Annotated in this window: 22 protein-coding genes and 1 other RNA gene; 12 read left to right on the plus strand and 11 right to left on the minus strand. The window is 70.3% G+C overall.

From position 1 onward, the window contains the following. Positions 1-125 precede the first annotated feature (125 nt). Positions 126-998 carry a protease HtpX gene (htpX, locus tag AC3WQM_RS12810; protein ID WP_139701422.1) on the plus strand — a complete coding sequence of 291 codons (873 nt, stop codon included), beginning with the start codon at positions 126-128 and terminating at the stop codon, positions 996-998. A 91-nt stretch (positions 999-1089) separates the two neighbouring features. Here the strand turns inward: htpX and AC3WQM_RS12815 are convergent, their stop codons facing one another. From AC3WQM_RS12815 to hmpA, 5 genes are all read right to left on the minus strand, one after another. After that, on the minus strand, positions 1090-2088 hold the full coding sequence (locus AC3WQM_RS12815; protein ID WP_492679160.1) for a ProQ/FinO family protein: 999 nt from the start codon (positions 2086-2088) through the stop codon (positions 1090-1092). A 110-nt stretch (positions 2089-2198) separates the two neighbouring features. Continuing rightward, complete coding sequence (locus tag AC3WQM_RS12820) at positions 2199-2756, minus strand: VUT family protein (protein ID WP_492679162.1); 558 nt, start codon at positions 2754-2756, stop codon at positions 2199-2201. 2 nt (positions 2757-2758) lie between these two features. After that, on the minus strand, positions 2759-4384 hold the full coding sequence (locus tag AC3WQM_RS12825) for an NAD(P)/FAD-dependent oxidoreductase (protein WP_492679164.1): 1626 nt from the start codon (positions 4382-4384) through the stop codon (positions 2759-2761). 73 nt (positions 4385-4457) lie between these two features. After that, a complete protein-coding gene (cysK, locus tag AC3WQM_RS12830; RefSeq protein ID WP_062478599.1) occupies positions 4458-5378 on the minus strand; it encodes a cysteine synthase A in 921 nt (306 codons plus the stop codon). Between the two features lie 91 nt (positions 5379-5469). Then, complete coding sequence (gene hmpA, locus AC3WQM_RS12835) at positions 5470-6654, minus strand: NO-inducible flavohemoprotein (protein WP_492679166.1); 1185 nt, start codon at positions 6652-6654, stop codon at positions 5470-5472. 135 nt (positions 6655-6789) lie between these two features. Between hmpA and norR the strand changes: the two genes are divergently transcribed. The 8 genes from norR (at position 6790) to AC3WQM_RS12875 (ending at position 15365) form a co-directional block, all read left to right on the plus strand. Further along, complete coding sequence (gene norR, locus AC3WQM_RS12840; protein ID WP_492679168.1) at positions 6790-8376, plus strand: nitric oxide reductase transcriptional regulator NorR; 1587 nt, start codon at positions 6790-6792, stop codon at positions 8374-8376. Between the two features lie 59 nt (positions 8377-8435). Then, positions 8436-8804, plus strand: an RNA gene (rnpB, locus tag AC3WQM_RS12845) — RNase P RNA component class A. A 158-nt stretch (positions 8805-8962) separates the two neighbouring features. After that, positions 8963-9421 carry a MarR family winged helix-turn-helix transcriptional regulator gene (locus AC3WQM_RS12850; RefSeq protein ID WP_139701559.1) on the plus strand — a complete coding sequence of 153 codons (459 nt, stop codon included), beginning with the start codon at positions 8963-8965 and terminating at the stop codon, positions 9419-9421. Continuing rightward, positions 9422-11536: an FUSC family protein gene (locus tag AC3WQM_RS12855; protein WP_492679170.1), complete on the plus strand. Its 2115-nt coding sequence runs from the start codon at positions 9422-9424 to the stop codon at positions 11534-11536. Further along, positions 11533-11739, plus strand: coding sequence for a DUF1656 domain-containing protein (locus AC3WQM_RS12860; RefSeq protein ID WP_099795029.1), 207 nt, complete (start codon positions 11533-11535; stop codon positions 11737-11739). Before AC3WQM_RS12855 ends, AC3WQM_RS12860 begins: the two co-directional genes overlap by 4 nt. A 25-nt stretch (positions 11740-11764) precedes the next feature. Continuing rightward, positions 11765-12688 carry an efflux RND transporter periplasmic adaptor subunit gene (locus AC3WQM_RS12865; RefSeq protein ID WP_307582949.1) on the plus strand — a complete coding sequence of 308 codons (924 nt, stop codon included), beginning with the start codon at positions 11765-11767 and terminating at the stop codon, positions 12686-12688. Continuing rightward, complete coding sequence (locus AC3WQM_RS12870; RefSeq protein ID WP_492679172.1) at positions 12685-14157, plus strand: efflux transporter outer membrane subunit; 1473 nt, start codon at positions 12685-12687, stop codon at positions 14155-14157. The genes AC3WQM_RS12865 and AC3WQM_RS12870 overlap by 4 nt, the downstream gene beginning before the upstream one ends. Further along, positions 14154-15365 carry a multidrug effflux MFS transporter gene (locus AC3WQM_RS12875; RefSeq protein ID WP_492679174.1) on the plus strand — a complete coding sequence of 404 codons (1212 nt, stop codon included), beginning with the start codon at positions 14154-14156 and terminating at the stop codon, positions 15363-15365. The genes AC3WQM_RS12870 and AC3WQM_RS12875 overlap by 4 nt, the downstream gene beginning before the upstream one ends. Here the strand turns inward: AC3WQM_RS12875 and AC3WQM_RS12880 are convergent. The 3 genes from AC3WQM_RS12880 to AC3WQM_RS12890 form a co-directional block, all read right to left on the minus strand. After that, entirely contained in the window at positions 15355-15933 is a 579-nt protein-coding gene (locus AC3WQM_RS12880; protein WP_492679176.1) for a hypothetical protein, read from the minus strand. The two genes, AC3WQM_RS12875 and AC3WQM_RS12880, sit on opposite strands and share 11 nt — an antisense overlap. Positions 15934-16018: 85 nt before the next feature. After that, positions 16019-16747: an RNA pseudouridine synthase gene (locus AC3WQM_RS12885; RefSeq protein WP_492679178.1), complete on the minus strand. Its 729-nt coding sequence runs from the start codon at positions 16745-16747 to the stop codon at positions 16019-16021. Next, complete coding sequence (locus AC3WQM_RS12890) at positions 16744-18426, minus strand: MBL fold metallo-hydrolase (RefSeq protein WP_492679180.1); 1683 nt, start codon at positions 18424-18426, stop codon at positions 16744-16746. Before AC3WQM_RS12890 ends, AC3WQM_RS12885 begins: the two co-directional genes overlap by 4 nt. Positions 18427-18536: 110 nt before the next feature. Between AC3WQM_RS12890 and AC3WQM_RS12895 the strand changes: the two genes are divergently transcribed. Then, positions 18537-19541 (plus strand): Bug family tripartite tricarboxylate transporter substrate binding protein, encoded by a 1005-nt coding sequence (locus tag AC3WQM_RS12895; protein ID WP_095743580.1) that lies wholly within the window; start codon positions 18537-18539, stop codon positions 19539-19541. Here AC3WQM_RS12895 and AC3WQM_RS12900 read toward each other — a convergent pair whose 3' ends face one another. From AC3WQM_RS12900 to AC3WQM_RS12910, 3 genes are all read right to left on the minus strand, one after another. Next, positions 19542-20372: a TorF family putative porin gene (locus tag AC3WQM_RS12900; protein ID WP_492679182.1), complete on the minus strand. Its 831-nt coding sequence runs from the start codon at positions 20370-20372 to the stop codon at positions 19542-19544. Between the two features lie 50 nt (positions 20373-20422). Next, positions 20423-21376, minus strand: coding sequence for a DMT family transporter (locus tag AC3WQM_RS12905; protein ID WP_492679184.1), 954 nt, complete (start codon positions 21374-21376; stop codon positions 20423-20425). An 80-nt stretch (positions 21377-21456) separates the two neighbouring features. Then, positions 21457-22224 (minus strand): GntR family transcriptional regulator, encoded by a 768-nt coding sequence (locus AC3WQM_RS12910; RefSeq protein ID WP_159273846.1) that lies wholly within the window; start codon positions 22222-22224, stop codon positions 21457-21459. A 167-nt stretch (positions 22225-22391) separates the two neighbouring features. On the opposite strand from AC3WQM_RS12910, the gene AC3WQM_RS12915 reads away from it, so the two are divergent. Then, on the plus strand, positions 22392-22619 hold the full coding sequence (locus AC3WQM_RS12915; protein WP_099795039.1) for a DUF3311 domain-containing protein: 228 nt from the start codon (positions 22392-22394) through the stop codon (positions 22617-22619). Then, positions 22616-24091 carry a sodium:solute symporter family protein gene (locus AC3WQM_RS12920; RefSeq protein ID WP_492679186.1) on the plus strand — a complete coding sequence of 492 codons (1476 nt, stop codon included), beginning with the start codon at positions 22616-22618 and terminating at the stop codon, positions 24089-24091. The genes AC3WQM_RS12915 and AC3WQM_RS12920 overlap by 4 nt, the downstream gene beginning before the upstream one ends. The last annotated feature ends 24 nt before the right edge of the window (positions 24092-24115 follow it).

Genomic DNA, 24115 nt, shown 5'->3' on the forward strand with positions numbered 1-24115 from the left:
TACCGCACGCCACCGCGCCGCGCCCGTCACAACCTACGACAACAGCGGTCACCCCGGCCGGACAGGCTTGAAGCGGGCCTTGTGGCCCTCATCTGGTCGGCAGTGTTCCCCACGGAGAATTCAACTTGAAACGTATCCTTCTGTTTGTCCTGACCAACGTGATGGTCGTCGCGGTGCTCGGCGTGGTCGCCAGCCTGCTCGGCGTCAACCGCTTTCTCACGGCCAACGGGCTCAACCTGACGGCGCTGCTCGGCTTTGCGCTGGTCATGGGTTTCGGCGGCGCGATCATCTCGCTGCTCATCAGCAAGCCCATGGCCAAGTGGACGGCCGGCCTGCGCATGATCGACAACCCCCAGTCGCCCGACGAGGCCTGGATCGTCGGCACCGTGCGCAAGTTCGCCGACAAGGCCGGCATCGGCATGCCCGAGGTCGGCATCTTCGAAGGCGAGCCCAATGCCTTCGCCACCGGCGCGTTCAAGAACTCGTCGCTCGTGGCGGTGTCCACCGGCCTGCTGCAAGGCATGACGCGCGAAGAGGTCGAGGCCGTCATCGGGCACGAAGTCGCGCACATCGCCAACGGCGACATGGTCACGATGACGCTGATCCAAGGCGTGATGAACACCTTTGTCGTGTTCCTTTCGCGCGTGATCGGCTACGCGGTCGACAGCTTCCTGCGCCGCGGCGACGACCGCTCGTCGGGCCCCGGCATCGGCTACTACGTGAGCACCATCGTGCTGGACATCGTGCTCGGCTTCGCCGCCGCGATGGTGGTGGCCTGGTTCTCGCGCCAGCGCGAGTTCCGCGCCGACGCCGGTGCCGCCGCGCTCATGGGCAACCGCCAGCCGATGATGAACGCACTCGCGCGCCTGGGCGGCCTGCCGGCCGGCGAGCTGCCCAAGGCCGTCGAAGCCATGGGCATCACGGGCGCGATGGGCAAGCTGTTTGCCACGCACCCGCCGATCGAAGAGCGCATCGCGGCGCTGCAGAACGCGCGCTGAGCCCACTGCAGAAGGCGACCAACGCCGTCGCCCATGAAAAAAGCCGCCACAGTGATGTGGCGGCTTTTTTCGTTGGAGCGGGCGTGTGGCGTCAGTCCGCGGCGGGTGCTTCGGGGGCGGCCGGGGCTGCTTCTGCTTCGGGCGCTGCCTGCACTTCAGGCGCTGCGGCTGCCGCCGCTTCAGCGGCCACCGCTGCGGCAGCGGCCGCAGCCTCGGCCCGCTTCTTGTCGTCCCGCACGCGCTGCAGCGTGGGCGTCACGTCGCCGGGCTTCATGCCGTACATGTCGGCGAATTCCTGTTCGCTGCGACCGCTGGCTTCGAAGGCGCGCAGCAGGGCTTCGCGCTTGGCGGCCTGCTGGGCGAGTTCGGCCAGGGCTTCGTCGACGACGGCGTTGTTGTTGGCGTCGCGCGAGCGCACCAGCACGGCATACGCCTCGTGGTCGAGGCCCGAGGCTTCGATGGCCTTGGCGATGCGCGTCACCAGCTGCGGACGCAGGTCTTCGCCGGGGTTGCGGTGCGAGCGGCGGCGGTGCAGCTCGAGGATGGCGTGGTGCACGTGCTCGGGCGCGACCGGGTCGAGCGCGTTGCCGTCCAGGTCATGGCGCGCATGGCCGGCGGCCACGCTCTCGAGGTAGCGCGTGGAGCGCGCATGCTGGCCCATCGCGATCTTCAGGTCTTCGGCCTTGAAGTCTTCGGGATGGCGCGCGATCAGCTCTTCGTACACGCCGAGCTTCAGCGGCACGAAGCGTGCGCCGAAGAGCTGCGGATACAGCGCGAACAGGCGCTCGAGCACGGGGTTGACCTTGCGCGGTGCGCGTTGGGCTTCGGGCTGCTGTTGTTGCGGCTGCTGTCCGCGCGGCTTGCGCCCTTGCTGCGGCTGCTGCTGCCCATGCGGGCGCTGTTGCTTCGCGCGCGGCGGGCGTTGTTGCTGCTGTTGTGCGGGGGCGGGCTGCGACGCCGACGCGTCAGCGCCTGCGTCGGTGCTGCCTGCGCCGGCCTTCAGCTGCTGCAGCTGCTCGGCCATGTCCGGGCGCTGGCGCCGTGCGTTGCGCGAGTTCGTGTTCGGGGCGGCGGTGGATGCGTCGGTCATACGGAAGGCTCGGCGATGGGCGCGAGGGATGGAAAGGGAAGAAAAAGAACAACCGGTCCCGCGCGGTCAGCGCGGCCGGAACATCCTGCGGGTATTGTCAGGGCGGATGGTCATGCGCGTGCAGCGCCTCGGTCACCTCGGTCAGCGGCTTGCCGCCCGATCAGCAGCCGGAACGGCAGCAGCATCAGCACGCCGACACCGAGCTTCACGCCCAGGTCGCCGAGCGCCCAGGTGAGCCAGGGGCCGTCGGTGCCTGCGAAGGCGATGCCCCAGAAGACGATGCTGTCGAGCACGGCCGCGATCACCGTGGCCACGAGCGGCGCGCGCCACCACAGGCCCCGGCGCAGGCGGTCGAACACGCGGATGTCGAGCAGCTGCGAAGCGATGAAGGCCAGGCCCGAGGCGGCGGCGATGCGCGCCGGTGCCAGCAGCAGCGACACCGCCACGGCCACCGCGAAGCCGACCCAGGCCACGCGACGCGCCATGCCGGGGCCGAAGCGCCGGTTGACGAGGTCGCTCACGAGGTAGGCCACCGGGTAGGTGAAGGCGCCCCAGGTGAGCCAGTCGTTGATGGCGAACTGCACCAGGACGTTGGACGCGAGCACCACGGCGGCCATCGCCAGCGTGGCGACGGCCAGCTGGCCGGTGGTGGGACGGTGGAAGTGCATCGTCAAACGGCGCTGCCGAGCACGCTGCGCGCCACGGCCTCGGCCACCTTGATGCCGTCCACGCCGGCCGACAGGATGCCGCCCGCGTAGCTCGCGCCTTCGCCGGCCGGGTAGAGGCCACGCACGTTGAGGCTCTGGAAGTCGTCGCCGCGCGTGATGCGGATGGGCGACGAGGTGCGCGTTTCCACGCCGGTGAGCACGGCGTCGTGCGTGTCGAAGCCCTTGATCTTGCGGCCGAAGGCCGGGAAGGCTTCGCGCATGGCCTCGATGGCGTAGGCGGGCAGGGCCTGGTGCAGGTCGGTCGGTGTCACGCCGGGCTTGTACGACGGGATGATGCTGCCGAGCGCGGTCGACGGCTTGCCGGCGATGAAGTCGCCCACCAGCTGGCCGGGCGCGTGGTAGTTGCTGCCGCCGAGCACGTAGGCGTTGCTTTCGAGCTGGCGCTGCAGCGCGATGCCTGCCAGCGCATCGCCGGGGAAGTCCTTCGGGTCGATGCCCACCACGATGCCCGCGTTGGCGTTGCGCTCGTTGCGCGAGTACTGGCTCATGCCGTTGGTGACCACGCGGCCCGGCTCGCTGGTGGCCGCGACCACGGTGCCGCCGGGGCACATGCAGAAGCTGTAGACCGAGCGGCCGTTGCTGGCGTGGTGCACCAGCTTGTAGTCGGCCGCGCCGAGCAGCGGATGGCCCGCGTGGCGGCCCCAGCGGGCGCGGTCGATCAGGCCCTGCGGGTGCTCGATACGGAAGCCGATCGAGAAAGGCTTGGCCTCGATGTGCACGCCGCGGGCGTGCAGCATCTCGAAGGTGTCGCGCGAGCTGTGGCCCAGCGCCATCACGACGTGGTCGGCGCGCAGTTCGCTGCTCTGGCCGGTCGTCTGGTCGAGCACGGTGAGTCCGCGCAGGTGGCCGTCTTCGATGTGCACGTCGGCCACGCGCTGCTCGAAGCGGATCTCGCCGCCGAGCGCCACGATCTGCTCGCGGATGTTCTCGACCACCTTCACCAGCTTGAAGGTGCCGATGTGCGGGTGTGCGACGTACAGGATTTCGGGCGGTGCGCCGGCCTTCACGAACTCTTCCATCACCTTGCGGCCGAGGAAGCGCGGGTCCTTGATCTGGCTGTAGAGCTTGCCGTCCGAGAAGGTGCCGGCGCCGCCTTCGCCGAACTGCACGTTCGACTCGGGGTTGAGCACGCTCTTGCGCCACAGGCCCCAGGTGTCGCGGGTGCGCTGGCGCACGGTCTTGCCGCGTTCGAGCACGATGGGCCTGAAGCCCATCTTCGCGAGCATCAGCGCCGCGAAGATGCCGCAGGGGCCGAAGCCGATCACCACGGGGCGCGTGGCGTCCGCGGGCGCCTGGCCCGGCGGCGTGTAGCGCATGTCGGGCGCGGGCTGGATGTGCGGATGGCTGGCGTGCTTCGCCAGCAGCGAGGCTTCGAGCGCCGCGTCGGCCAGCTGCACGTCGCAGATGTAGACCGTGAGCAGGTCGACCTTGCGGGCGTCGAAGCTGCGCTTGTAGACGGTGTGGGAGGCGATCGCTTCAGGCGGAACGTCGAGCGTCCGGGCGATCAGGGTGGCCAGCGCCTCTGGGGCGTGGTCGAGCGGGAGTTTGAGTTCGGAGATTCGCAGCATGTCGTGGGGCTTGTGGTTATCAAGCAGACCGACGATTTTAAGCGCCCGGGGCGCTATGAAACTTGTAGCTGGATCAGGCGGGCAGGAAGCCTTCGACCGACAGGTAGCGCTCGCCGGTGTCGTAGTTGAAGCCCAGCACCACCGCATCGGGCGCCAGCGAGGGCAGCTTCTGCGCAATGGCCGCGAGCGTCGCGCCCGACGAGATGCCGACCAGGATGCCTTCCTCGACCGCGCAGCGGCGCGCCATTTCGCGCGCCGGCTCGGCGTCGACCTGCAGCACGCCGTCGAGCAGCGAGGTGTCCAGGTTCTTCGGAATGAAGCCCGCACCGATGCCCTGGATGGGGTGGGGCGCCGGCGCGCCGCCCGAGATCACGGGCGAGGCCACCGGCTCCACCGCGAACACCTGCAGCTTGGGCCACTTCTTCTTGAGCACCTTCGCCACGCCGGTGATGTGGCCGCCCGTGCCCACGCCGGTGATGAGCACATCGATGCCCTCGGGGAAGTCGGCCGCGATTTCTTCGGCCGTGGTGCGCACGTGCACGTCGACGTTGGCGGGGTTGTTGAACTGCTGCGGCATCCACGCGCCCGGCGTGCCGGCCACGATTTCCTCGGCGCGGGCGATGGAGCCCTTCATGCCGTTGGCGCGCGGCGTGAGGTCGAAGGTGGCGCCATAGGCCAGCATGAGGCGGCGGCGCTCCACCGACATGCTGTCAGGCATCACCAGGATCAGCTTGTAGCCCTTGACAGCCGCGACCATCGCCAGGCCGATGCCGGTGTTGCCCGAGGTCGGCTCGACGATGGTGCCGCCGGGCTTGAGCGCGCCGCTCTTCTCGGCGTCTTCCACCATCGACAGCGCGATGCGGTCCTTGATCGAGCCGCCGGGGTTGGCGCGCTCCGACTTGATCCAGACCTGCTGCTTCGCATGGCCGAACAGGCGGTTGATGCGGATGTGCGGCGTGTTGCCGATGGTCTGGAGGATGTTCTGGGCCTTCATGGAATCTCCTTGGATCAATGCGGTTGTTCGGGCGGACAGCGCGCATTGTGAGACCAGCCCGCGACTGTTTCAGCGCAGGGCCTTGCTTCCCTCAGGCTTCCAGGGCTTCGAGCGGCCCGAAGAACTCGTAGCGAAGCTGCTGCTTCGGCACGCCGAGCGCCAGCCCGTTCGCATACACCGCCTGCATGAAGGGCTTCGGTCCGAGAAAGTACAGGTCGACGTCGCGGTCTTCCGGCAGCAGCCCGGCCAGCAGCTCGCGGGTGACGAAGCCGGTCGCGTGCGGCGTGTCGGTGTCGCGCGGCGCGTCGTAGACATACAGCGGCTTCACGTTCGCATGCCGCTGCGCGAGCGCGTCGACGCGGGCGCGGAACGCATGCGCGCCGCCGTGCCGCGCCGCATGGACGAAGTGCACCGGCCGGCCCGTGTGGGCCACCGATTCGAGCATGCTCATCGCGGGCGTGATGCCTACGCCGCCCGTCACCAGCACGAGGGGGCGTGCCTGCTCACCGGCGGGCTGCAGCACGAAGTCGCCGCACGGCGCCTGCGCCTGCAGCCGCGTGCCGATCACGGCGGCTTCGTGCAGCCAGTTCGAGGCGCGGCCGCCTTCTTCCTTCTTCACGCTGATGCGGTACCACGGCTTGCCCGGTGCGTCGGACAGCGAGTAGTTGCGCCGCACCGGCTGGCCGTCGATCTCCAGCACCAGCGTGAGGTACTGCCCCGGCGAGAACGTCAGCAGCGCGCCGCCGTCCACGGGCTCCAGGTAGAACGAGGTGATGACCTCGCTCTCGTCCTCGCGCCGGGCCACGCGGAATTCGCGCGTGCCGCGCCACCCGCCGGGTTGCGCCGCATTGGCGCTGTAGACGGCTTCTTCCGCGGCGATGAGCAGGCCCGCCAGCGATTCGTAGGCCTCGCCCCATGCGGCGATCACCTCGTCGGTGGCGGCATCGCCGAGCACCTCCTTCACGGCGCGCAGCAGGTAGTGGCCGACGATCGGGTAGTGCTCGGGCAGCACGCCCAGCGCGGCGTGCTTCTGGATGATGCGGGGCAGGGCGCCGGCGATCGCTTCGAGCCGGTCGATGTGCGCGCCGTACGCGATGACCGCCCCCGCCAGCGCGCGCGCCTGGGTGCCGGCGGCCTGGTGCGCTTCGTTGAAGAAGGCCTTCACCTGCGGATGGCCCTCGAACATGATCTTGTAGAAGTGGCTGGTGATGGCCTCGCCGTGGGCCTGGAGCGCGGGCACGGTGGACTTGACGATGGCGATGGTTTGTGGGTTCATGGTCTGGCGGTCCTTCGGTTGAGATGCGTTGGTCATCTCACGATCCGTGCCAGCCGGAAGGCCTCTGCAAGTGCTTGACGCCATTGGGGATTTATTGGGCGTGGTCAAATTCGCAACAACTCCAGCGTTGTACTTATGACCACATTGCGTGTCGATTCGACCACCGAGGCCTCACCACCCGAGCCCGAAGCCGAGGCCGCCCGCTACCGATCGCTGCTCGCCGCCGCGCGCGGACTGGTCCGCTGCGATGCCGCCGCGCTGCTGCAGCTCGACGTCGACGTGCTGAAGCCCGTCGCGGTCGACGGCCTGAGCGACGAAACCCTGGGGCGCCAGTTTCCCGTGGCCGCCCATCCGCGTTTTGCGCGCCTGCTCGACAGCGAACGGGGCCTGCGTTTCGCGCACGACTGCAACCTGCCCGACCCGTACGACGGCCTCGTCGCCGGCCAGCCGGGCATCCTGCCGGTGCACGACTGCATGGGCGCGCCGCTGCGCCTGCGCGGCGCCGTCTGGGGCCTGCTCACGCTGGACGCGCTGGAGCCGCACGCCTTCGATGCCGTGGGCCCGGCGCAGATGGAGGCACTGATCGCCCTCGTCGAAACCGGCATCGAGGCCGCCGACACGATCCGCGAGATGCAGGCGCGCGCGATGCGCGAGCAGGCCGTGGCGCAGGCGCTGCGTGCGGGGCGTGGCGCGCCGCGCGAACTGCTGGGCAGCAGCCCGGCGATGAAGCAGCTGTGCCACGAGATCGACACCGTCGCCGTGTCCGACCTCACGGTGTTGTTGCTCGGCGAAACCGGCGTCGGCAAGGACCTCGTCGCGCAGCGCCTGCACGCGCGCTCGCGCCGCAGCGAGCAGCCGCTGGTGCAGGTCAACTGCGCAGCGCTGCCCGAGTCGCTGGCCGACAGCGAGCTCTTCGGTCACAAGCGCGGCGCGTTCACCGGCGCCGTGCAGGACCGCGACGGCAAGTTCGAGATCGCCGACGGCGGCACGCTCTTTCTCGACGAGGTCGGCGAACTGCCGCTGAGCGTGCAGGCCAAGCTCCTGCGCGTGCTGCAAAGCGGCGAGGTGCAGCGCCCCGGCAGCGACCGCATGCGCAAGGTCGATGTGCGCGTGATCGCGGCCACCAACCGCGACCTGCCCGCGGCGATCGCGCAGGGGCGCTTTCGTGCCGACCTGTACCACCGGCTGTCGGTCTATCCGGTCGTGGTCGCGCCGCTGCGCGAACGGGGGCGCGACGTGCTCGTGCTCGCCGGCAGCTTTCTCGAGGAGAACCAGCACCGGCTGGGCGCGCGCAACCTGCGGCTCTCGCCGGCGTCGAAGGCCGCCATGCTGGCGCACGGCTGGCCGGGCAATGTGCGCGAGCTCGAGCATGTGATCAGCCGCGCTTCGCTGCGGGCGTTCAGGGAGCAGCCGCGCGGTTCGCGCTGGACGGCCATCGAACCGCATCACCTGGCGCTGGACAGCACCGCCGTCGCGGGAAGCGCCATGGCAGCGCCCGTGCAGGCCCCGGCGAACGAACTCGCGGGGCCTGCCATCGCGGGCGGCACGCTGCGCGACGCGACCGAGGCCTTCCAGCGGGCCTGGCTCTCGGAACTGCTCGCCCGCCACGGCGGTCGCGTGGCCAGCGCCGCGCGCGAGGCCGGCATCGACCGCAGCAACTTCCATCGAACGCTGCGCAAGCTGGGCCTGGTGCAGGCCGGCGACAGCGAAACGCCCGGCTGACGACCGGCGCGCGGCATCGCCTGAAGGGTCATTGACGGGGCGGGCGATAATCGAGGTGTGAAGCACGCCAGACCGCCGCTGGTGCAAGCCCGAAAGGGACGATGCTCTGCCCTCGGGCAACAGCATCGGGTCGAAAGATCGCACTGGAGGAACGTCCGGACTGCACAGGACAGCGCAGGAGTTAACGACTCTCCACCGTGAGGTGAGGATCAGAGCAACAGAGACGAGCCGATTCAGTTCGGGTGAAACGGGCAATCTCTGCGCGCAGCAACACCAAGTAGGCCAGTATCGAGGTGGTTCCGCTGAGCTGGCGGGTAGGTGGCATCGAGCCGTTTGGCGACAAACGGCCCAGAGTAATGGCGGTCACGCCGGGGTCTTCGCAAGAGGGCTCCGGTGCACAGAATCCGGCTTATCGGCGAGCTTCACACTTTTCTTTCTCTCCCCCTTTTCCCTGGGCCGTGCGCTGACGACGTGCGCGGCTGCGTGCAGAACTTGGTAGAAACCCGTACAATTGTTAGCAAGCTAACTAATTGATAACGCCGTGGCCGATACCGAACCCATCTCCCCGTTGCGCGAACACGCGCTGATGCGGCTCGGCACCTCGCTGTCGGTGCTCCAGCGCGGCTACCGCGCGGCGGCCGACAAGGCGGTGGCGCACGTCGGCCTGTCGCAGACGCTGGCCTGGCCGGTCGTGGTGCTCGGGCGCATGGAAGACGGCGTGCGCCAGGGCACGGTGGCCGAGGCGTTGGGCATCGAGGGGCCGTCGCTGGTGCGCTCGCTCGACCAGCTGGTCGAGGCCGGTTTCGTCGAGCGTCGCGAAGACCCGGCCGACCGCCGCGCCAAGACGCTGCACCTCACGCCCGCCGGCCGCGCCGTCTGCGAGCCCATCGAGGCCGCGCTGCGCCAGATGCGCGCCGCGCTGTTCGAAGGCATTCCCGACGAGGACATCGCCGCCACCTTGCGCGTCTTCGGCGCGCTCGAGGCCAAGCTCGGCCGCAGTGCCGCCGGCATGCAGAGCCTGCAGCAGGAAGGGCGCGGCCAGTAGATGTCCACGGCGATGTCGTTGCCGCGCTTCAGCCGCGCGGAAGTTCTCTTTTCCGTCAAGAGCTTCGCCGCCGCGATGCTGGCGATGTACCTGGCCAGCCGCGCCGGCCTGCCGCGCCCGTTCTGGGCGCTCATGACCACCTACGTCGTCGCCCATCCGCTGGCCGGCGCCGTGCGCTCCAAGGCGGTGTTCCGCTTCTGCGGCACGCTCATCGGCAGCGTCGCCACCGTGCTCATGGTGCCCGCGCTGTCCAACGCGCCCGAGCTGCTCACGCTGGTGCTCGCGCTGTGGGTCGGGCTGTGCCTGTACATCTCGCTGCTCGACCGCACGCCGCGCTCGTACGTCTTCATGCTCGCGGGCTACACGGCGGCGCTGATCGGCTTTCCGTCGGTGCAGACGCCGCTCGTGCTGTTCGACACCGCCGTGGCGCGCGTGGAAGAGATCGGCCTGGGCATCTTCTGCGCCACGCTGGTCCACAGCCTCGTGCTGCCCGCCGGGCTCGCGCCCACCGTGCTGGGCCTGCTCGACCGCACGCTGAAAGACGCGCGCCAGTGGCTCGGCGACCTGTTCCAGCCCGGCGACCGCAGCACCCCCAAGGACGCCGACCCGAAGCGCCTGGACGACGACCGCCGCCGCCTCGCCGGCGACATCACGCAACTGCGCCTGCTCTCGACCCACGTGCCCTTCGACACCACGCACCTGCGCTGGACCGCCGGCGCGATCCGCGCCATGCAGGACCGCGTGGCGGCGCTCACGCCCGCGCTGTCGGCCGTCGAAGACCGGCTGCAGGCGCTGGCGCAAGCCGAAGGCCGCCTCGCGCCGGACGTCACCGCCGTGCTGGCGCTGGCCGCACAGTGGCTGCGCGACGAAAGCGACCCGGCCGTCGATGCCTCCGCTCGCCTGCAGGCGCTGCGCCAGGCGATCGCCGCACTGGGCAGCGCGCAGGACGCGGGGTTCACGCCCTGGGCCCGCGCGCTGCGCATCGGCCTCGCAGGGCGGCTCGAAGAACTGGTCGACGGCTGGACCGCCTGCGCCCAACTCCGCCGCGACATCGACGAAGGCCTGAAGGGCGGCGCGCCGCTGCGCCGCACGGCCGCGCTCGGCCAGCGCGCGATGCACCGCGACCACGGCATGGCGCTGCTCTCCGCCCTCGCGGCCGTCATCGCCATCTGCTTGTGCGGCGCGTTCTGGATCCTCACGGGCTGGACCATGGGCTCGGCCGCCACCATGATGGCCGCGGTCTTCTGCTGCTTCTTCGCGACCATGGACGACCCGGTGCCGGCGATCCACGGCTTCCTGAAGTGGACGCTGTGGTCCATTCCGATCTCGGCCGTCTACGTGCTCGTGCTCATGCCCACGGTGCAGGACTTCGGCATGCTGGTCGTGATCTGCGCGCCGCTCTTCCTGCTGCTGGGCCTGTACCTGCCGCGCCCGACGCACTTCATGGCCGCGATGGCGCTGGTCTTCGGCGTGTCGGGCACGCTGGCGATGCACGACACCGCCAGCGCCGACCTCGTGAGCTTCATCAACAGCATGATCGGCCAGGTCGTCGGCGTGCTGGTCGCAGCGCGCGTCACGCGGCTGGTGCGCTCGGTGGGCGCCGACTGGAGCGCGCGCCGCATCCAGCGCGCCACCTGGCGCGAGCTCGGCGACATGGCCGCTTCCTCCCAGCCGCAGTACGCGCAGAGCGACGCTTATGCCGTGCGCATGCTCGACCGCATCGGCCTGCTGGCGCCGCGCATCGCGCAGGCCGGAGGCACCGTGGAGGGCGTGGCCGCCAACGACGCGCTGCGCGACCTGCGCATGGGCGCCGACATCGCCGTGCTGCAGCGCGTGCGCGCCCAGCTGCCGATGGCCACCTCGGCTGCACTGCTCGGCGGCATCGCGCGCTTCTTCCGCCAGCGCGGTGAAGGCCGCATGGCGCCGCGCCCGGCGGCGCTGCTGCCGCAGATCGATGAAGCGTTGACCGCCGTGCTCGCTGCGCGCGACAGCTCCACCGCGTCGCGCGCCGCCGTCACCGCGCTGGTCGGCCTGCGTCGCAACCTGTTCCCCGACGCGCCGCCTTCGCTGGCGGCCGTGTCCGTGTCCTCTTCACCGCAAGGAGCTTCCGCATGATCGGCGAAGCCAGTTTCTACGGGCTCTACGTGCCCTGGCTCATGCTGCTGGCCGCCGCCGCGCTGCTCGCCCTGTGGGGCGTGCGCCGGCTGCTCGCCGCCACCGGCCTGTACCGCTGGGTGTGGCACCCGGCGCTGTTCGACATGGCGCTGTACCTGCTGCTGCTGTACGGCCTGAGCCGGCTCACGGCGCACCTGCAATGACAACTCAAACACCACAGAGATTCCCATGAAAGCCAACCCCTTCGCAGACAACCCCCGGGCGCAGAGCCTGCTGCGCGTTCTCCTCACCGTAGCCGTGGTGGCCGCCGCCGTCTGGGCGGGCTTTCGCCTGTGGGACCACTACGAGCTCGCGCCGTGGACGCGCGACGGCCGCGTGCGCGCCAACGTGGTCCAGATCGCGCCCGACGTCTCGGGCCTCGTCACGGCCGTGCCGATCCGGGACAACCAGCCGGTCGCCGCCGGCACGCTGCTGTTCGAGGTGGACCGCGCGCGCTACGACCTCGCCGTGCGCCAGGCGCAGGCCGCGCTTGCCGCGCAGCGCGCCGTGAGCGCCCAGGCCCAGCGCGAGAACGCGCGCAACACGGGGCTCGACGAGCTGGTGTCGAAAGAGTCGCGCGAACAGACCCGCGCCCGCGTCGAGCAGGCGCAGGCCGCCGTCGCGCAGGCCGAGGTGGCGCTCGATTCGGCGCGCCTGAACCTGCAGCGCGCCGAAGTGCGCGCACCGGCCGACGGCCTCGTCACCAACCTCGACCTGCGCCAGGGCAGCTACGCCGCCGCGGGCCGTCCGGTGCTCGCGCTGGTCGATGCGCAGTCGTTCTACGTCGAGGGCTACTTCGAAGAAACCAAGCTGCCGCGCATCCACCTGGGCGACCGCGTGCGCGTGACGCCGATGGGCGGCGGCGCGGTGCTCGAAGGCGCGGTCGACAGCGTGGCCGCCGGCATCGCCGACCGCGACCGCTCCACCAGCGCCAACCTGCTGCCCAGCGTGAACCCGACCTTCAACTGGGTGCGGCTGGCGCAGCGCATCCCGGTGCGCGTGAAGCTCGACCCGCTGCCCGAAGGCGCGCGCCTCGTGGCCGGCCAGACCGTCACGGTGCAGGTCCTCGAACACGACGCGGCCCACGCTGCCGCCGCACCGAAGAAGGGATGACCGCCATGACCCGCTTCGCCTTTCGCATGGCTTCGCTCGCGGTCGCGGCCGGGCTCGCGGCCTGCGCGGCGGTCGGCCCCGACTACCGGCAGCCGCCCGAGGCGCTGGCCAGCCAGCCCGCTGCCGGCAAGCCCTTCGCCGAAGCCCCGGCGAACGCCGCACCGCTGCCCGCGCACTGGTGGCGCCTGTACCACGACCCGCTGCTCGACCGGCTCGTCACCCAGGCCCTCGCGCACAACACCGACCTGCGCCAGGCCGTCGCCAACCTCGAGCGCGAACGCGCCATCGAAACCGAAGTGGCCGGCGCCAAGTACCCCACCATCGGCGTGAACGCCGGGCCGTCCTTCGGCCACGTCTCGGGCCTGTCGCTGCTGCAAAAGGGCTACGAGCCGCCGAACACCTTCAACTACAGCGCGGGCGCGTCGCTGTCGTACCAGGTCGACCTGTTCGGCCAGATCCGCCGCGCCATCGAGGCCTCGGCCGCCAGCAGCCAGGCCGCCGAAGCCGCGCTCGACCTCGTGCGCGTGAACGTCGCGGCCGGCACCGCGCGCGCCTACGCCGAGGCCTGCTCGGCCGGCCTGCGGCTGCAGATCGCGCAGAAGTCGGTCGCGTTGCAGCAAGACGCCGTGAACGTCACCGAGCGCCTGCAGCGCGCGGGCCGCGCCGGTGCCATCGACGCCGGCCGTGCGCGCGCCCAGCTCGCGCAGCTCGACGCCGCGCTGCCGCCGCTGAAGGCCCAGCGCCAGGGCGCGCTCTACCGCCTGGCCACGCTCACCGGTGCGCTGCCGCAAGACTTTCCGCGTGAGGTGGCCGACTGCACCACGCCGCCGCGCGTGGCCGGCGCACTGCCGGTGGGCGACGGCGCCGCGCTGCTGCGCCGCCGGCCCGACATCCGCCAGGCCGAGCGCAGCCTCGCTGCCTCCACCGCGCGCATCGGCGTCGCCACGGCCGACCTCTATCCGAAGGTGACGCTGGGCCTGTCGGGCTCGTCGGCCGGCCATGCCACCGGCTTCGGCCGCCAGGACACGCTGGCCTGGAGCGTCGGCCCGCTGATCTCGTGGACCGTGCCCAACACCGGCGCCGCGCAGGCCCGCATCGCACAGGCCGAGGCCGGCACGCGCGCCGCGCTCGCCAAGTTCGACGGCACCGTGCTCACCGCGCTGCGCGAGACCGAGACCGCGCTCGGCACCTACGCCCGCGAGCTCGACCGCCGCGCCGCCCTGCAGGCCTCGCGCGACGAGAGCGCCAAGGTCGCCGCGCAGGCGCGCCAGCTGTACCGCAACGGCCGCACCGCCTACCTCGACGCGCTCGATGCCGAACGCGCACTGGCCGGTGCCGACGCCGCCTTGGCCGCCAGCGACGCGCAACTGGCCGACGACCAGGTCGTGCTGTTCATGGCGCTCGGCGGCGGCTGGGAGCCGGCCGATGACGCACTCGCGCAGGGCAAGCCCGCCACCACAGCCCGATGACCGAGCCCTTGCCGCCACGCCCGCGGCATGCGCCGCTCTGGCTGCTCGCGCTCGTCACCTTCAGCGGCACGCTGGCGATGCACGTCTTCGTGCCCGCGCTGCCCATCGCCGCCAAGAACCTCGGCGCCGGCATGGGCGCGATGCAGATGACGGTGAGCCTGTACATCCTCGGCCTCGCGGCCGGGCAGCTGGTGTACGGCCCGCTGGCCGACCGCTTCGGGCGTCGGCCGGTGCTGCTGGCGGGGCTCGCGATCTATGCCGTGTCGGGCCTGGCCGCGGCCGTGGCGCCCGACGTGCATGCGCTGATCGCCGCGCGCCTGTTCCAGGCCGTGGGCGGCTGCGCGGGGCTCGTGCTGGGCCGCAGCATCGTGCGCGACACGGCCGAGCCGCAGGAGGCCACGCGCCGCCTCGCGCTCATGAACCTCATGGTGGCCGTGGGGCCGAGCGTGGCGCCGCTCATCGGCGGCGCGCTGGCCACCGCGCTGGGCTGGCGCTCGATCTTCTATGCGCTCTTTGCGCTGGGCGTCGTCGGCTTTCTCTTCGCCTGGCGCCTGCTGCCCGAGACGGGCTCGCCCGGCACGGCGCTCGACGGCGCCGCGCTGGCGCGCAACTACCGGCAGCTGGTGGGCTCGCGCGCGTTCGTCGGCTTCTCGGTCGGCGGCGGCTGTGCCACCACGTCGATGTACGCCTTCATCGCCTCGGCGCCCTTCATCTTCGTGGACCAGCTGCACCGGCCCGCGCACGAGGCGGGCATCTACCTGGCGATCCTCGTGTCGGGCGTGTGGCTCGGCAGCTTTCTCACGAGCCGGCTGATCTCGCGCGTGCGGCTCGATCGGCTCATGGTGCGCTCCAACGCACTGAGCGTGGCAGCAGCCTTCGTGCTGCTGGGCGCGGCGCTCGCGGGGCAGCTCTCGGTGCCGCTGATCGTCGCGAGCATGTTCCTCTTCACGGTGGGTGCCGGCATGGCCTCGCCGGCCGCGCTGACGCTGGCGATCGGCGTCAACCCGAAGGTCATCGGCTCGGCCTCGGGGCTGTACGGCGCCACGCAGATGGCGATCGGCGCGCTGTGCACCGCGCTCGCGGGCCTGGGCCATGCCAACCCTGCGCTGGCGGCGGCGGCCGTGCTGGCCGGCGCGGGCATCGTGGCGCAGCTGTCGTTCGGTGTCGGCCTGCGCGCGAACGCGGCAGCAGCAACACTCAGCGAGTGAAGAGCCAGCCGCCCTTGGGCTGGCGCACCAGTTCGTGGCGCTTGATGGCGCGCTCTTCGCCGTCGTCGCCCACGTAGACCACGTCGAAGCGCAGCAGCCGGGGCGATACCAGCTTCCAGTTCTGGATGCGCTGCACCGTCACGCAGGCGGTCTTGTCGTGGTACTGCATCTCGGCCATCGGTCCGCCCTGGAAGCCCGTGCCGTCGAACAGCCGGCCGGGCGCCGCGAAGGGGTTGAGCACCGCGCCGTTGCGCGCCGTGATGCAGCCTTCGGTACGCAGGAAGGATTCGATGGTCGACGACGCGCTCTCCACCACCTTGCCCACCGCGGGGCTCGGCGGCTTGCCGCCGACGGCTTCGCGGATGCGGTCCACCTGCACCGCGGTGATCGGCGCGAGGCCGTCTTTCGAGACCACCGTGGGCGGCGATGCAGGCGGGGTGGCTGTCGCGGCGGTCGGCGAACCGACCGGCGTGTCGGGGAACAGCAAGGCCGTGAGGTAGCTGCAGCCCGCCAGCAGCGTCAGGGGCAGGGTGCAGGCCAGGGTGCGGATCGGTGTGCCGAACTTCATGGTGCTGGTATCTCCCGTGTGCGGCGCGGGGCCGCTGTCTTCAGGTGGCAGTTTGCGGTGCTGCCTCGTCGTCCTCAAGCCGCTTTCAAAAACGCTCGTGCGGTGCCAGGTAGCGCCACTGGCCCGGCTGCAGCCCGGCCAGCGAGACGCGGCCCACGCGCAGGCGCCGCATGGCGACGATGCGCAGGTTCACGCCGTCGCAGATGTGCGCGATCTGCCCGGGCCGCGCGCCCTTCAGTGCAAAGCGCAGGCCGGTCTGTTCGGGCGACTGCCGGCCGATGCTCACGCGCGCGGGCGAACGCTCCAGCCGCGCCAGCACCTCGGGGCTCACCGGGCCGGCCACGTCGACCATCACTTCGTGTTCGAGGATGCCCGCGTCTTCCTGCAGTTTGCGCTCGATGCGCCATTCCTGCGTGTAGGCCACGAGGCCGCTGGCGCCGGTTTCGAGCGGCGTCATGCAGCGCTGGCCGCGCGCATGCGCCGGCAGGAAGCGCTGGCCCTCGCGCTCGGGCTCGTGGTGGTTGGCGGCCACCAGCAGCTGGTGGGCGTTGTCGGTCGGCATGCCGGCGGGCTTGTAGAGCACCATCGTCACCGGCACGATCGGCTCGGGCCGCGCACCAGCGGCGATCTCGACCTGCTGGTGCGGCTGCACGCGCGACTGCGGCAGCAGGGCGGGCACGCCGTCGACACTCACGGCGCCGTTCTCGATCAGCAGCTCGGCCTCGCGGCGCGACACCTGGGCCAGCGCGGCCACGCGCTTGGCCAGGCGCACGCCTTCGTCGTCGGGTGCAGAGGGGCGGTTCGAGCGGTTCATCGCGCGTCGGCCAGTTGCCGGATGCGCGCCACGTGCGCCGCCAGCGAACGCGCCGCCACCGGCCACATGCGCTCGGGCACGTCGTCGTAGGCGAGCGGCAGCCACTGCTCGGGCGTGCCGTCGGGCAGCCGCTGCATCGCGGCGGCGATCTTGGCCTCGCGCTTCAGGCGGTGCGCCTTCAGGTGCGCGATGGCGGTGCGCGCAAAGCCGATCACGTAGCCGTGCGCCGGCAGGATGAAGTCGATGCCGCCGGCCGCGCAGGCCGCGTCGAGCTTGTCGAGCGAATCGAGGTACGCCGTCATGTCGCCGTCCGGCGGATCGACCACCGTCGTGCTGCCATTGAGGATGTGGTCGCCCGAGAACAGCAGGCCGTCTTCTTCCAGCACCAGGCACAGGTGGTTGGCCGCGTGGCCGGGCGTGTGGATGGCGCGCAGCGTGTGCGTGAGGGGCGTGCCGTCGGGCGCGATGCCCGAGAGCACCAGCCGTTCGCCGTCGGCCAGCTCGCGCTCGGCGCTGAAGCGTGCGGTGGAACGTGCCGTGGGCGCGGACGACAGGCCCAGGATCGGCGGCTTGCGCTCTGCCGCGCACAGCGCCTGCAGCGGCGCGGCGCCCGGCGAGTGGTCGGCGTGCGAGTGCGTGCAGACGATCAGGCGGATGTCGCCTTGCGTGGCTTCCATCAGCCGCGCCAGGTGCGTGGCGTCGTTCGGGCCCGGGTCGATCACGAGGTAGCCGGTGGCCGCGTCGCCCACGAGGTAGGTGTTGGTGCCCGGGCCGGTCATGGCGCTGGGGTTCGGCGCGGTGAGGCGCTGCACGTTCTTCAGCAGCGCCACGGGCTGCGTGCTCTGCCAGTCGAGCGCGTGCGCGATCTGGCCGTCGGGGCACACCAGCGCGAGCTCGCCGAAGGGCGACTCGTGTTCCATGTAGCGCGCGTCCTCGCCCTTGAGCAGGCCGGCGCGCGGGCAGCTGGTCCACAGCGGCTTCTCCTGGCCGTCGGCCCCGGGCGCGCAGGCCGCGAGCACCGCATCGACCGTCGCGTAGGCCGCCATGCGCTGCAGCGTGCGGATGGTCGGGAAGATCATGAAGAAGCTGCCCGCCTCGTGGCGCGCCAGCGCGTCGGCCGGGCGCACCCAGCAGGGCTCGAACTGCTCGCTCTCGTCGGCCGTGGGCTCCTGGCCCTCGGGCATGCGCGCCACCAGGAAGGGCACATCGAAGCGCTTGGGCAGGTCGCGGTCGGTGATCCAGTGCGCGAAGGTGAAGACCTCGTCGGCCGACAGCACCAGGCCGCGCGCGGCGCACTGGTCGGCGAAGGCCGTGCCGGCGGTGGCGTTGCGGTCCATCGCGGCGACCTCGCCGGCGCTCACCGCGCGGCCGTCGGCGTGGCGGGCCAGCAGGATGCCCAGTTCTTCGAAGGCCTCGCGGATCGCGGCGATGGCCTGCGTGTGCTGCGTGTCGCTCTGCGTGGCGCGGCGTGCCGCGATGCGCGCGGCGGCGGCGTCGGCCGCGTCGATGTGGCCCCCCGGAAAGACGTAGGCGCCGGGCGCGAAGCTCGCGGTGGCCGAGCGGCGGGTCATGAGGACCTCCAGGCCGGCGTCGGTGTCGCGCAGCAGCAGGACGGTGGCGGCGGCGCGCACGGGCACCGGTTCGCGATGGGTGTGGAGTTGTTGTGTGGGGCGGACCATGGAGCGATTATGGAGAGGCAAGGGGCGCGGTGCATAAGCACATGTGCAAACAGATATCAGCCGCGCGCCACAATCGGCGCCTGCACCGTCCGCCTCGAAGAAAGACCGACATGGCCCATTCTCCCTTCCCGCGTCGCGCCCTGCTGGCCGCTGGCGCCTTGCTCTGCACCGCTGCCGCATCGACCCTGGCGCTGGCCCAGCCCGACTGGCCGCAACAACCCGTCACACTGATCATGGGCTTCCCGGCCGGCTCGGGCGTCGACGTGGTGGCCCGCGCCATCCAGGAGCCGCTGTCGCGCCAGCTCGGCAAGCCGGTGATCATCGACTACAAGTCGGGCGCGGCCGGCAACATTGCCAGCGAGTACGTCGCGCATGCCAAGCCCGACGGCTACACGCTCTCGTTCGGCACCGCCGCCACGCACGGCAGCAATGCTGCGCTGTACAAGAAGCTGCCCTTCGACGTGGAGGCCGACTTCGTGCCCGTGGCGCCCGTGCTCGATGTGTCGAACGTGCTCACCATCAACCCCGACGTGATCAACGTGCGCACGCTCAAGGAGTTCGTCGAGCTGGTGAAGGCCAACCCCGGCAAGTACAACTACGCCTCCACCGGCAACGGCGCGGGCACGCACATGGCCTTTGCCGAGTTCAACTCGCGCCTGGGCCTGAACATGGTCCACGTGCCCTACAAGGGCGGCCCCGAGGCCATCACCTCGGTGGTGCGCGGCGAGACCTGCTGCATCATGAACCAGGTGCAGACCGTGCTGCCGCACTACAAGGCCGGCAAGGTGCGCCTGCTGGGCGTGACCACCGCCACGGCGGTGCCGGCCGTGAAGGAGGTGCCGACCATCGCCTCCAGCGGCCTGCCCGGCACCAAGGGCTTCGACAGCGCCATCTGGTTCGGCATCTTCGCGCCCAAGGGCACCGACGCGCACATCGTCGACAAGCTCAACGCCGCCGTGAAGACCGTGCTCGAGCAGCCCGAGATCCGCGAGCGCTTCGAGAGCCAGGGCAACACGGTGCGCATCGAGTCGCCCGCGCAGTTCAAGAAGACCGTGCACGCCAACCGCGTGAAGTGGGCCGAGGTCGCCAAGGCGGCGAACATCAGCATCGACTGATCACAAGGTCTTGGTCAGCGTCAGGATGAAGCGCGCCTTGTTCGGCGAGTAGGTCGTCTGGCCGACGGTGCCGAAACCGTAGTCGTAGCCCGGGTTGGCCACGGACACGTACGCGCTCTTCTTGTTCGCGCCCTGCACCGAGCCCGTGAGCGTGAGGCCGCTGCCGAAGTCGTAGGTCGCGCCGACGTTGTAGTCCACGTAGCTCCTGTAGCCCAGGCTGCGGATGTCGCTCGACATGTTCGTGTAGCCGACGGCCGCTTTCAGCGTGACTTTGGGCACGATCTCCTTGCTGTAGGCCAGGTTCAGGTAGCCGGTGTTGCGGCCCGTGCGGCCCGAGCCGGTCTTGGCGCCGGCATAGCCGAAGTAGTCCTTCGACACCGTGTGCGAGTACTTCAGCGTGAACGAGCCCAGCGTGGCGTCGGTGTAGCCCGCGCTGGCGTACAGCTCCGTCGTGTTGCCCGTCGAATTGCCCGGGTACAGGTAGGTGAGGGCGCCCACGTCCATGTCGAGCGGGCCGGCCTTGAACTTGTAGCCGCCGTACAGGTCGCTCTCGAGGCTGTTGCCCTTGAGCCAGTTGACGCTGGAGTTCCAGTTGCCGATGTAGAAGCCGCTGTCGCCGAAGGCGTAGTCGAAGCCGCCCTGCACGGCGGGCTTGAAGCCGCGGGTCTTGGCGTAGTCGTTCTTGCCCAGCATGTCCTGGTCCTGGCCGCGGAACTTGTAGTTCGTGGTCAGCGCCACGTTGCCCGTGAGCTGCGCGTTGGCGAGCATCGGCAGGGCGAACAGGGTGGGAAGAACGAGCACCGGCAAGGCGGTGCGAAGGAGGTGTTTCATCGAAAGAATTCGCTAACGGATGGAGGAGCCGGCAGCGTAGAAGCGCGGGTCTAAAAGCCGCGTAAAAAACGAAGGCCCCGGCGCAAAAGTTGTGTGTCGGGCATCGTCATCGCGACCACGCCCACCACCACGCAGGCCAGCCCGATCCACGCCGTTGTCGCCAGCGTCTCGCCCAGAAACACCACGCCGATCGTCACGCCGATGGGCACGCGCAGGTAGGCCTGCGCCGAGGTCGACATCGGCCCCAGCGTCTTGATCAGCCGGAAGTAGATCGTGAAGGCCAGCGCCGTGGACAGCACCGCCAGCGCCAGCGCCAGCACGGCGAGCATCGAGGCGGTGGAGGGGGCGAGCGTCCAGGGCCTGTCGATCGCCAGGCTCGCGGGCACGAGCAGGGCCGCGCCGCTCAACAGCGAGCCGGCCGCGGGCACCATCGGGTCCAGGCCCTTGAACACGCGGCCGAACATCGCAGCGCAGCCGTAGCAGACGGCGGCCACCACCAGCGCCAGCTGTGCCAGCAGCGAATGCCCCAGCCCCTGCAGGGCCTCGAAGCCCACGATCAGGCAGATGCCCGCCAGCCCCGCCCCCACGCCGAAGAGGCGCTGCAGCGTGGGCTTGCCCGCCCCGCCCAGGCCCCAGCCCAGCAGGAAGATGAAGATCGGCGAGGTCGAGTTGAGGATGGTCGCCAGCCCCGCATCCACGCTGCGTTCGGCCCACGCGATCAGCGTGAACGGCAGCACGCTGTTCAGACCAGCCTGCAGCACGAAGCGCCGCCATGTCGCGCCATCTTTGGGCAAGCGCACGCCGCGCAGGCGCAGCACCGCGAGCAGCAGCAACCCCGCGATCAGGGTGCGTGCCGCGATCAGCGTGACCGGCGGGATCGTCGCCACGCCGATCTTGATGAAGGTGTACGAGGCGCCCCAGCAGGTCGCGAGCACCGCGAGCAGCGCCCATTCAAGGGCAGGGGTGTGGGGTTGGACTGAAGCGGCGAGCGGGGTCGTTGGCATGGTGCGCCGATCTTCGCGAGACCGGCCCCTCGACACTTCGCTGGAGGACGAAATGTGGGCGAAACGTGGGCGCGAAAGCCTCAGTGATCGTGCCCGTGGCTTCGCGCCGGCGCAGCGCCGTTCAGCAGCGCCGCCAGGTCGACTTCCTGCTCCGCCGCCGCCCCCGCGATCACGCGCTGCTCCAGCTCGTCCAGGTGTTCCAGCGCCACGGCCAGCGCGGCGTCGAGCGAGTCGCCCATGAGCGCTTCGATGATCTGTTCGTGCTCGCGCGGCGCGCAGCTCGCGGCCTCGGCCGAGTCGTACAGCGCCTTGTACAGCTCGGTGTTCGCAATCAGCCGCCGGATGTACGACAGCAGCTCGTCGCTGCCCGCCATCTGCGCCAGCAGCAGGTGGAAGTCGCCGGCCAGGCGGATCGCGTCCTCGCGCCGGCCTTCCTTGAACGCCTTCTGCTCCGCCTGCACGTGCTTGCGCAGCGCGGCCACCTGGTCGCGCGCCAGCCGGCCGAACAGCGTGGCGACCAGCCCGGCCTCCACGATGCGGCGCGCGCGGTAGATGCCGCGCATGTCGTCGATCGACGGGTTGGGCACGAAGGCGCCGCGGTTGTGCTCCAGCACCAGCCGTTTCTCGGAGCCTAGCCGCGCCAGCACCTTGCGCACCGCGCCGCGCGTGCAGCCCAGCGCCTCGGCCAGCGCGCGCTCGCGCAGCGGCGTGCCGGGGCGCAGCTTGCCGCTGAGCAGCGCCTTGGACACGGCGGCGTAGACGCGCTCGTCCACGTTCGCGTCGTCAGCGGACTCGATGGGTTCAGTCGAAGGGGCGGGCGCGGCGGATCGGCGGGTGGCGGCAGGCATGGGCCTGCGGATTATTGCCTGCACCCCGCCACCTCCGGGAAAGCCCCCGGATTGACGCGGCCCGCCCGGCTCCGTACCATTCGCGCCGTTTGGTTAACCAAAATATTTAAAATGGTTAACCAAAAGAAGACCGAATTTCCAACCAACCGAACACACAGAGACATCCCATGAAACTCGCCAAATGGCTGGCCCTGCTGCCGGTCGCCGCCTTCTTCAGCGGGGGATGGCTGTCGTCCGTCGCGCCCACCTTCGTGCTCGGCATGCCCTTCCTGATGGTCTGGAACGTGAGCTGGCTGGTGCTGACCTCGCTCATCATGGTGGTGATCGACCGCGCCGAAGGCGACCTCGACGCGCAAGATGCCCAGGCTGCCCAGGCCGCAGGAGACGCGCGATGAACGCCGCACTCGGCGTGATCGCGCTGTTCGTGGCCGGCGCCCTCGGCCTGGCCGTGCTCGCGCGCCGCGGGCGCACCATGAGCCTGGAGCAATGGGCGCTGGGCGGGCGCGGGCTGGGCACGATCATGGTGTTCCTGCTCATGGCGGGCGAGTCGTTCTCGACCTTCACCTTCCTGGGCGCCAGCGGCTGGTCGTACAGCAAGGGCTCGCCGGCCTTCTACATCCTGGCCTACGGCGGCCTGGCCTACCTCATGGCCTTCTGGATGCTGCCGGCCATCTGGCGCTACGCCACCGCGCACAAGCTGGTGTCGTTCTCCGACTTCTTCGCCCACAAGTACGACAGCCGCCCGCTCGGCGTGCTGGTGTCGGTGGTCGCGCTCATGGGCATGGTGGCGCTGCTCACCATCCAGCTGCGCGGGCTGGGCATCATCGTGTCGGAGGCCTCGTACGGCTCCATCGCGCCGCAGGTGGCGATCTGGATCGGCACCGTCGTGATGGTCAGCTACATCCTGTTCTCGGGCATCCACGGCTCGGCCAGCATCGCCATCGTGAAGGACATCCTGATCCTCGTGCTCGCCGTGTTCCTGGGCGTGTACCTGCCGTGGCACTACTACGGCGGCGTCACGCCGATGTTCAGCGCCATCCATGCGGCCAACCCCAGCTTCTTCGAGTTTCCGAAAGAGGGCCTGAACCTCACCTGGTACAACTCGACCATCCTGCTCACGGCGCTGGGCTACTACCTGTACCCGTTCAACCTGACCTCGGTGTATGCCGCGCGCAGCGCGAGCGCGGTGCGCCGCAACACCATCCTGATGCCGCTGTACCAGGTGGTCATCGCCTTCCTGTTCCTGGTGGGCTTCGCGGCCATCCTGCAGGTGCCGGGGCTCAAGGGCTCCGAGGTCGACCTGGCCCTGTTCGGCCTCGTGAAGCACACCTTCGACCCGTGGTTCGTGGGCGTGATCGGCGGCACGGGCGTGCTCACCGCGCTGGTGCCGGGCTCGATGATCCTGCTCACCGCTTCAACGGTGATCGGCAAGAACGTCTACAAGGAAGGCTTCGCGCCCCATGCCACCGACAAGCAGGTCTCGCGCGTGGCGCGCGGCGTGCTGCCCTTGTTCGCATTGGTGGCTGTGTACTTCGTGCTGCGCGGCGGCACCACCATCGTGGCCGTGGCCATCTTCGCGTCGAGCCTGCTCACGCAGTTGCTGCCTTCGCTGCTGTTCAGCCTGCTGAAGAAACCCTTCGGCAGCAAGCACGCGGCCTTTGCGGGCATCCTCGCGGGCGGTGCGGTGCTGGCCTTCACGATGACCACCGGCGCGAACCTCGGCACGCTGTTCCCGGCGGCGCCCGTGGTCTTCAAGTCGCTCAACACCGGGCTGGTGGCGCTGGCGGTCAACGCGCTGGTCTTCGTGGCGGTGGCGCTCGTCACGCCGCGCGTGCTGCCGCGCACCGTGGCGGCGCAACCCGCCTGACCGGTCTTCCTTTGCCTCTGACCC

This window comes from Variovorax sp. FW301-JW7, from assembly GCF_058788795.1.

Coding starts and splice junctions, on each gene's coding strand:
- AC3WQM_RS12815 (WP_492679160.1), bottom strand. CDS start 2,088: ATGACCGACGCATCCACCGCCGCCCCGAACACGAACTCGCGCAACGCA.
- AC3WQM_RS12820 (WP_492679162.1), bottom strand. CDS start 2,756: ATGCACTTCCACCGTCCCACCACCGGCCAGCTGGCCGTCGCCACGCTG.
- AC3WQM_RS12825 (WP_492679164.1), bottom strand. CDS start 4,384: ATGCTGCGAATCTCCGAACTCAAACTCCCGCTCGACCACGCCCCAGAG.
- cysK (WP_062478599.1), bottom strand. CDS start 5,378: ATGAAGGCCCAGAACATCCTCCAGACCATCGGCAACACGCCGCACATC.
- hmpA (WP_492679166.1), bottom strand. CDS start 6,654: ATGAACCCACAAACCATCGCCATCGTCAAGTCCACCGTGCCCGCGCTC.
- norR (WP_492679168.1), top strand. CDS start 6,790: ATGACCACATTGCGTGTCGATTCGACCACCGAGGCCTCACCACCCGAG.
- AC3WQM_RS12850 (WP_139701559.1), top strand. CDS start 8,963: ATGCGGCTCGGCACCTCGCTGTCGGTGCTCCAGCGCGGCTACCGCGCG.
- AC3WQM_RS12855 (WP_492679170.1), top strand. CDS start 9,422: ATGTCCACGGCGATGTCGTTGCCGCGCTTCAGCCGCGCGGAAGTTCTC.
- AC3WQM_RS12860 (WP_099795029.1), top strand. CDS start 11,533: ATGATCGGCGAAGCCAGTTTCTACGGGCTCTACGTGCCCTGGCTCATG.
- AC3WQM_RS12865 (WP_307582949.1), top strand. CDS start 11,765: ATGAAAGCCAACCCCTTCGCAGACAACCCCCGGGCGCAGAGCCTGCTG.
- AC3WQM_RS12870 (WP_492679172.1), top strand. CDS start 12,685: ATGACCGCCATGACCCGCTTCGCCTTTCGCATGGCTTCGCTCGCGGTC.
- AC3WQM_RS12875 (WP_492679174.1), top strand. CDS start 14,154: ATGACCGAGCCCTTGCCGCCACGCCCGCGGCATGCGCCGCTCTGGCTG.
- AC3WQM_RS12880 (WP_492679176.1), bottom strand. CDS start 15,933: ATGAAGTTCGGCACACCGATCCGCACCCTGGCCTGCACCCTGCCCCTG.
- AC3WQM_RS12885 (WP_492679178.1), bottom strand. CDS start 16,747: ATGAACCGCTCGAACCGCCCCTCTGCACCCGACGACGAAGGCGTGCGC.
- AC3WQM_RS12890 (WP_492679180.1), bottom strand. CDS start 18,426: ATGGTCCGCCCCACACAACAACTCCACACCCATCGCGAACCGGTGCCC.
- AC3WQM_RS12895 (WP_095743580.1), top strand. CDS start 18,537: ATGGCCCATTCTCCCTTCCCGCGTCGCGCCCTGCTGGCCGCTGGCGCC.
- AC3WQM_RS12900 (WP_492679182.1), bottom strand. CDS start 20,372: ATGAAACACCTCCTTCGCACCGCCTTGCCGGTGCTCGTTCTTCCCACC.
- AC3WQM_RS12905 (WP_492679184.1), bottom strand. CDS start 21,376: ATGCCAACGACCCCGCTCGCCGCTTCAGTCCAACCCCACACCCCTGCC.
- AC3WQM_RS12910 (WP_159273846.1), bottom strand. CDS start 22,224: ATGCCTGCCGCCACCCGCCGATCCGCCGCGCCCGCCCCTTCGACTGAA.
- AC3WQM_RS12915 (WP_099795039.1), top strand. CDS start 22,392: ATGAAACTCGCCAAATGGCTGGCCCTGCTGCCGGTCGCCGCCTTCTTC.
- AC3WQM_RS12920 (WP_492679186.1), top strand. CDS start 22,616: ATGAACGCCGCACTCGGCGTGATCGCGCTGTTCGTGGCCGGCGCCCTC.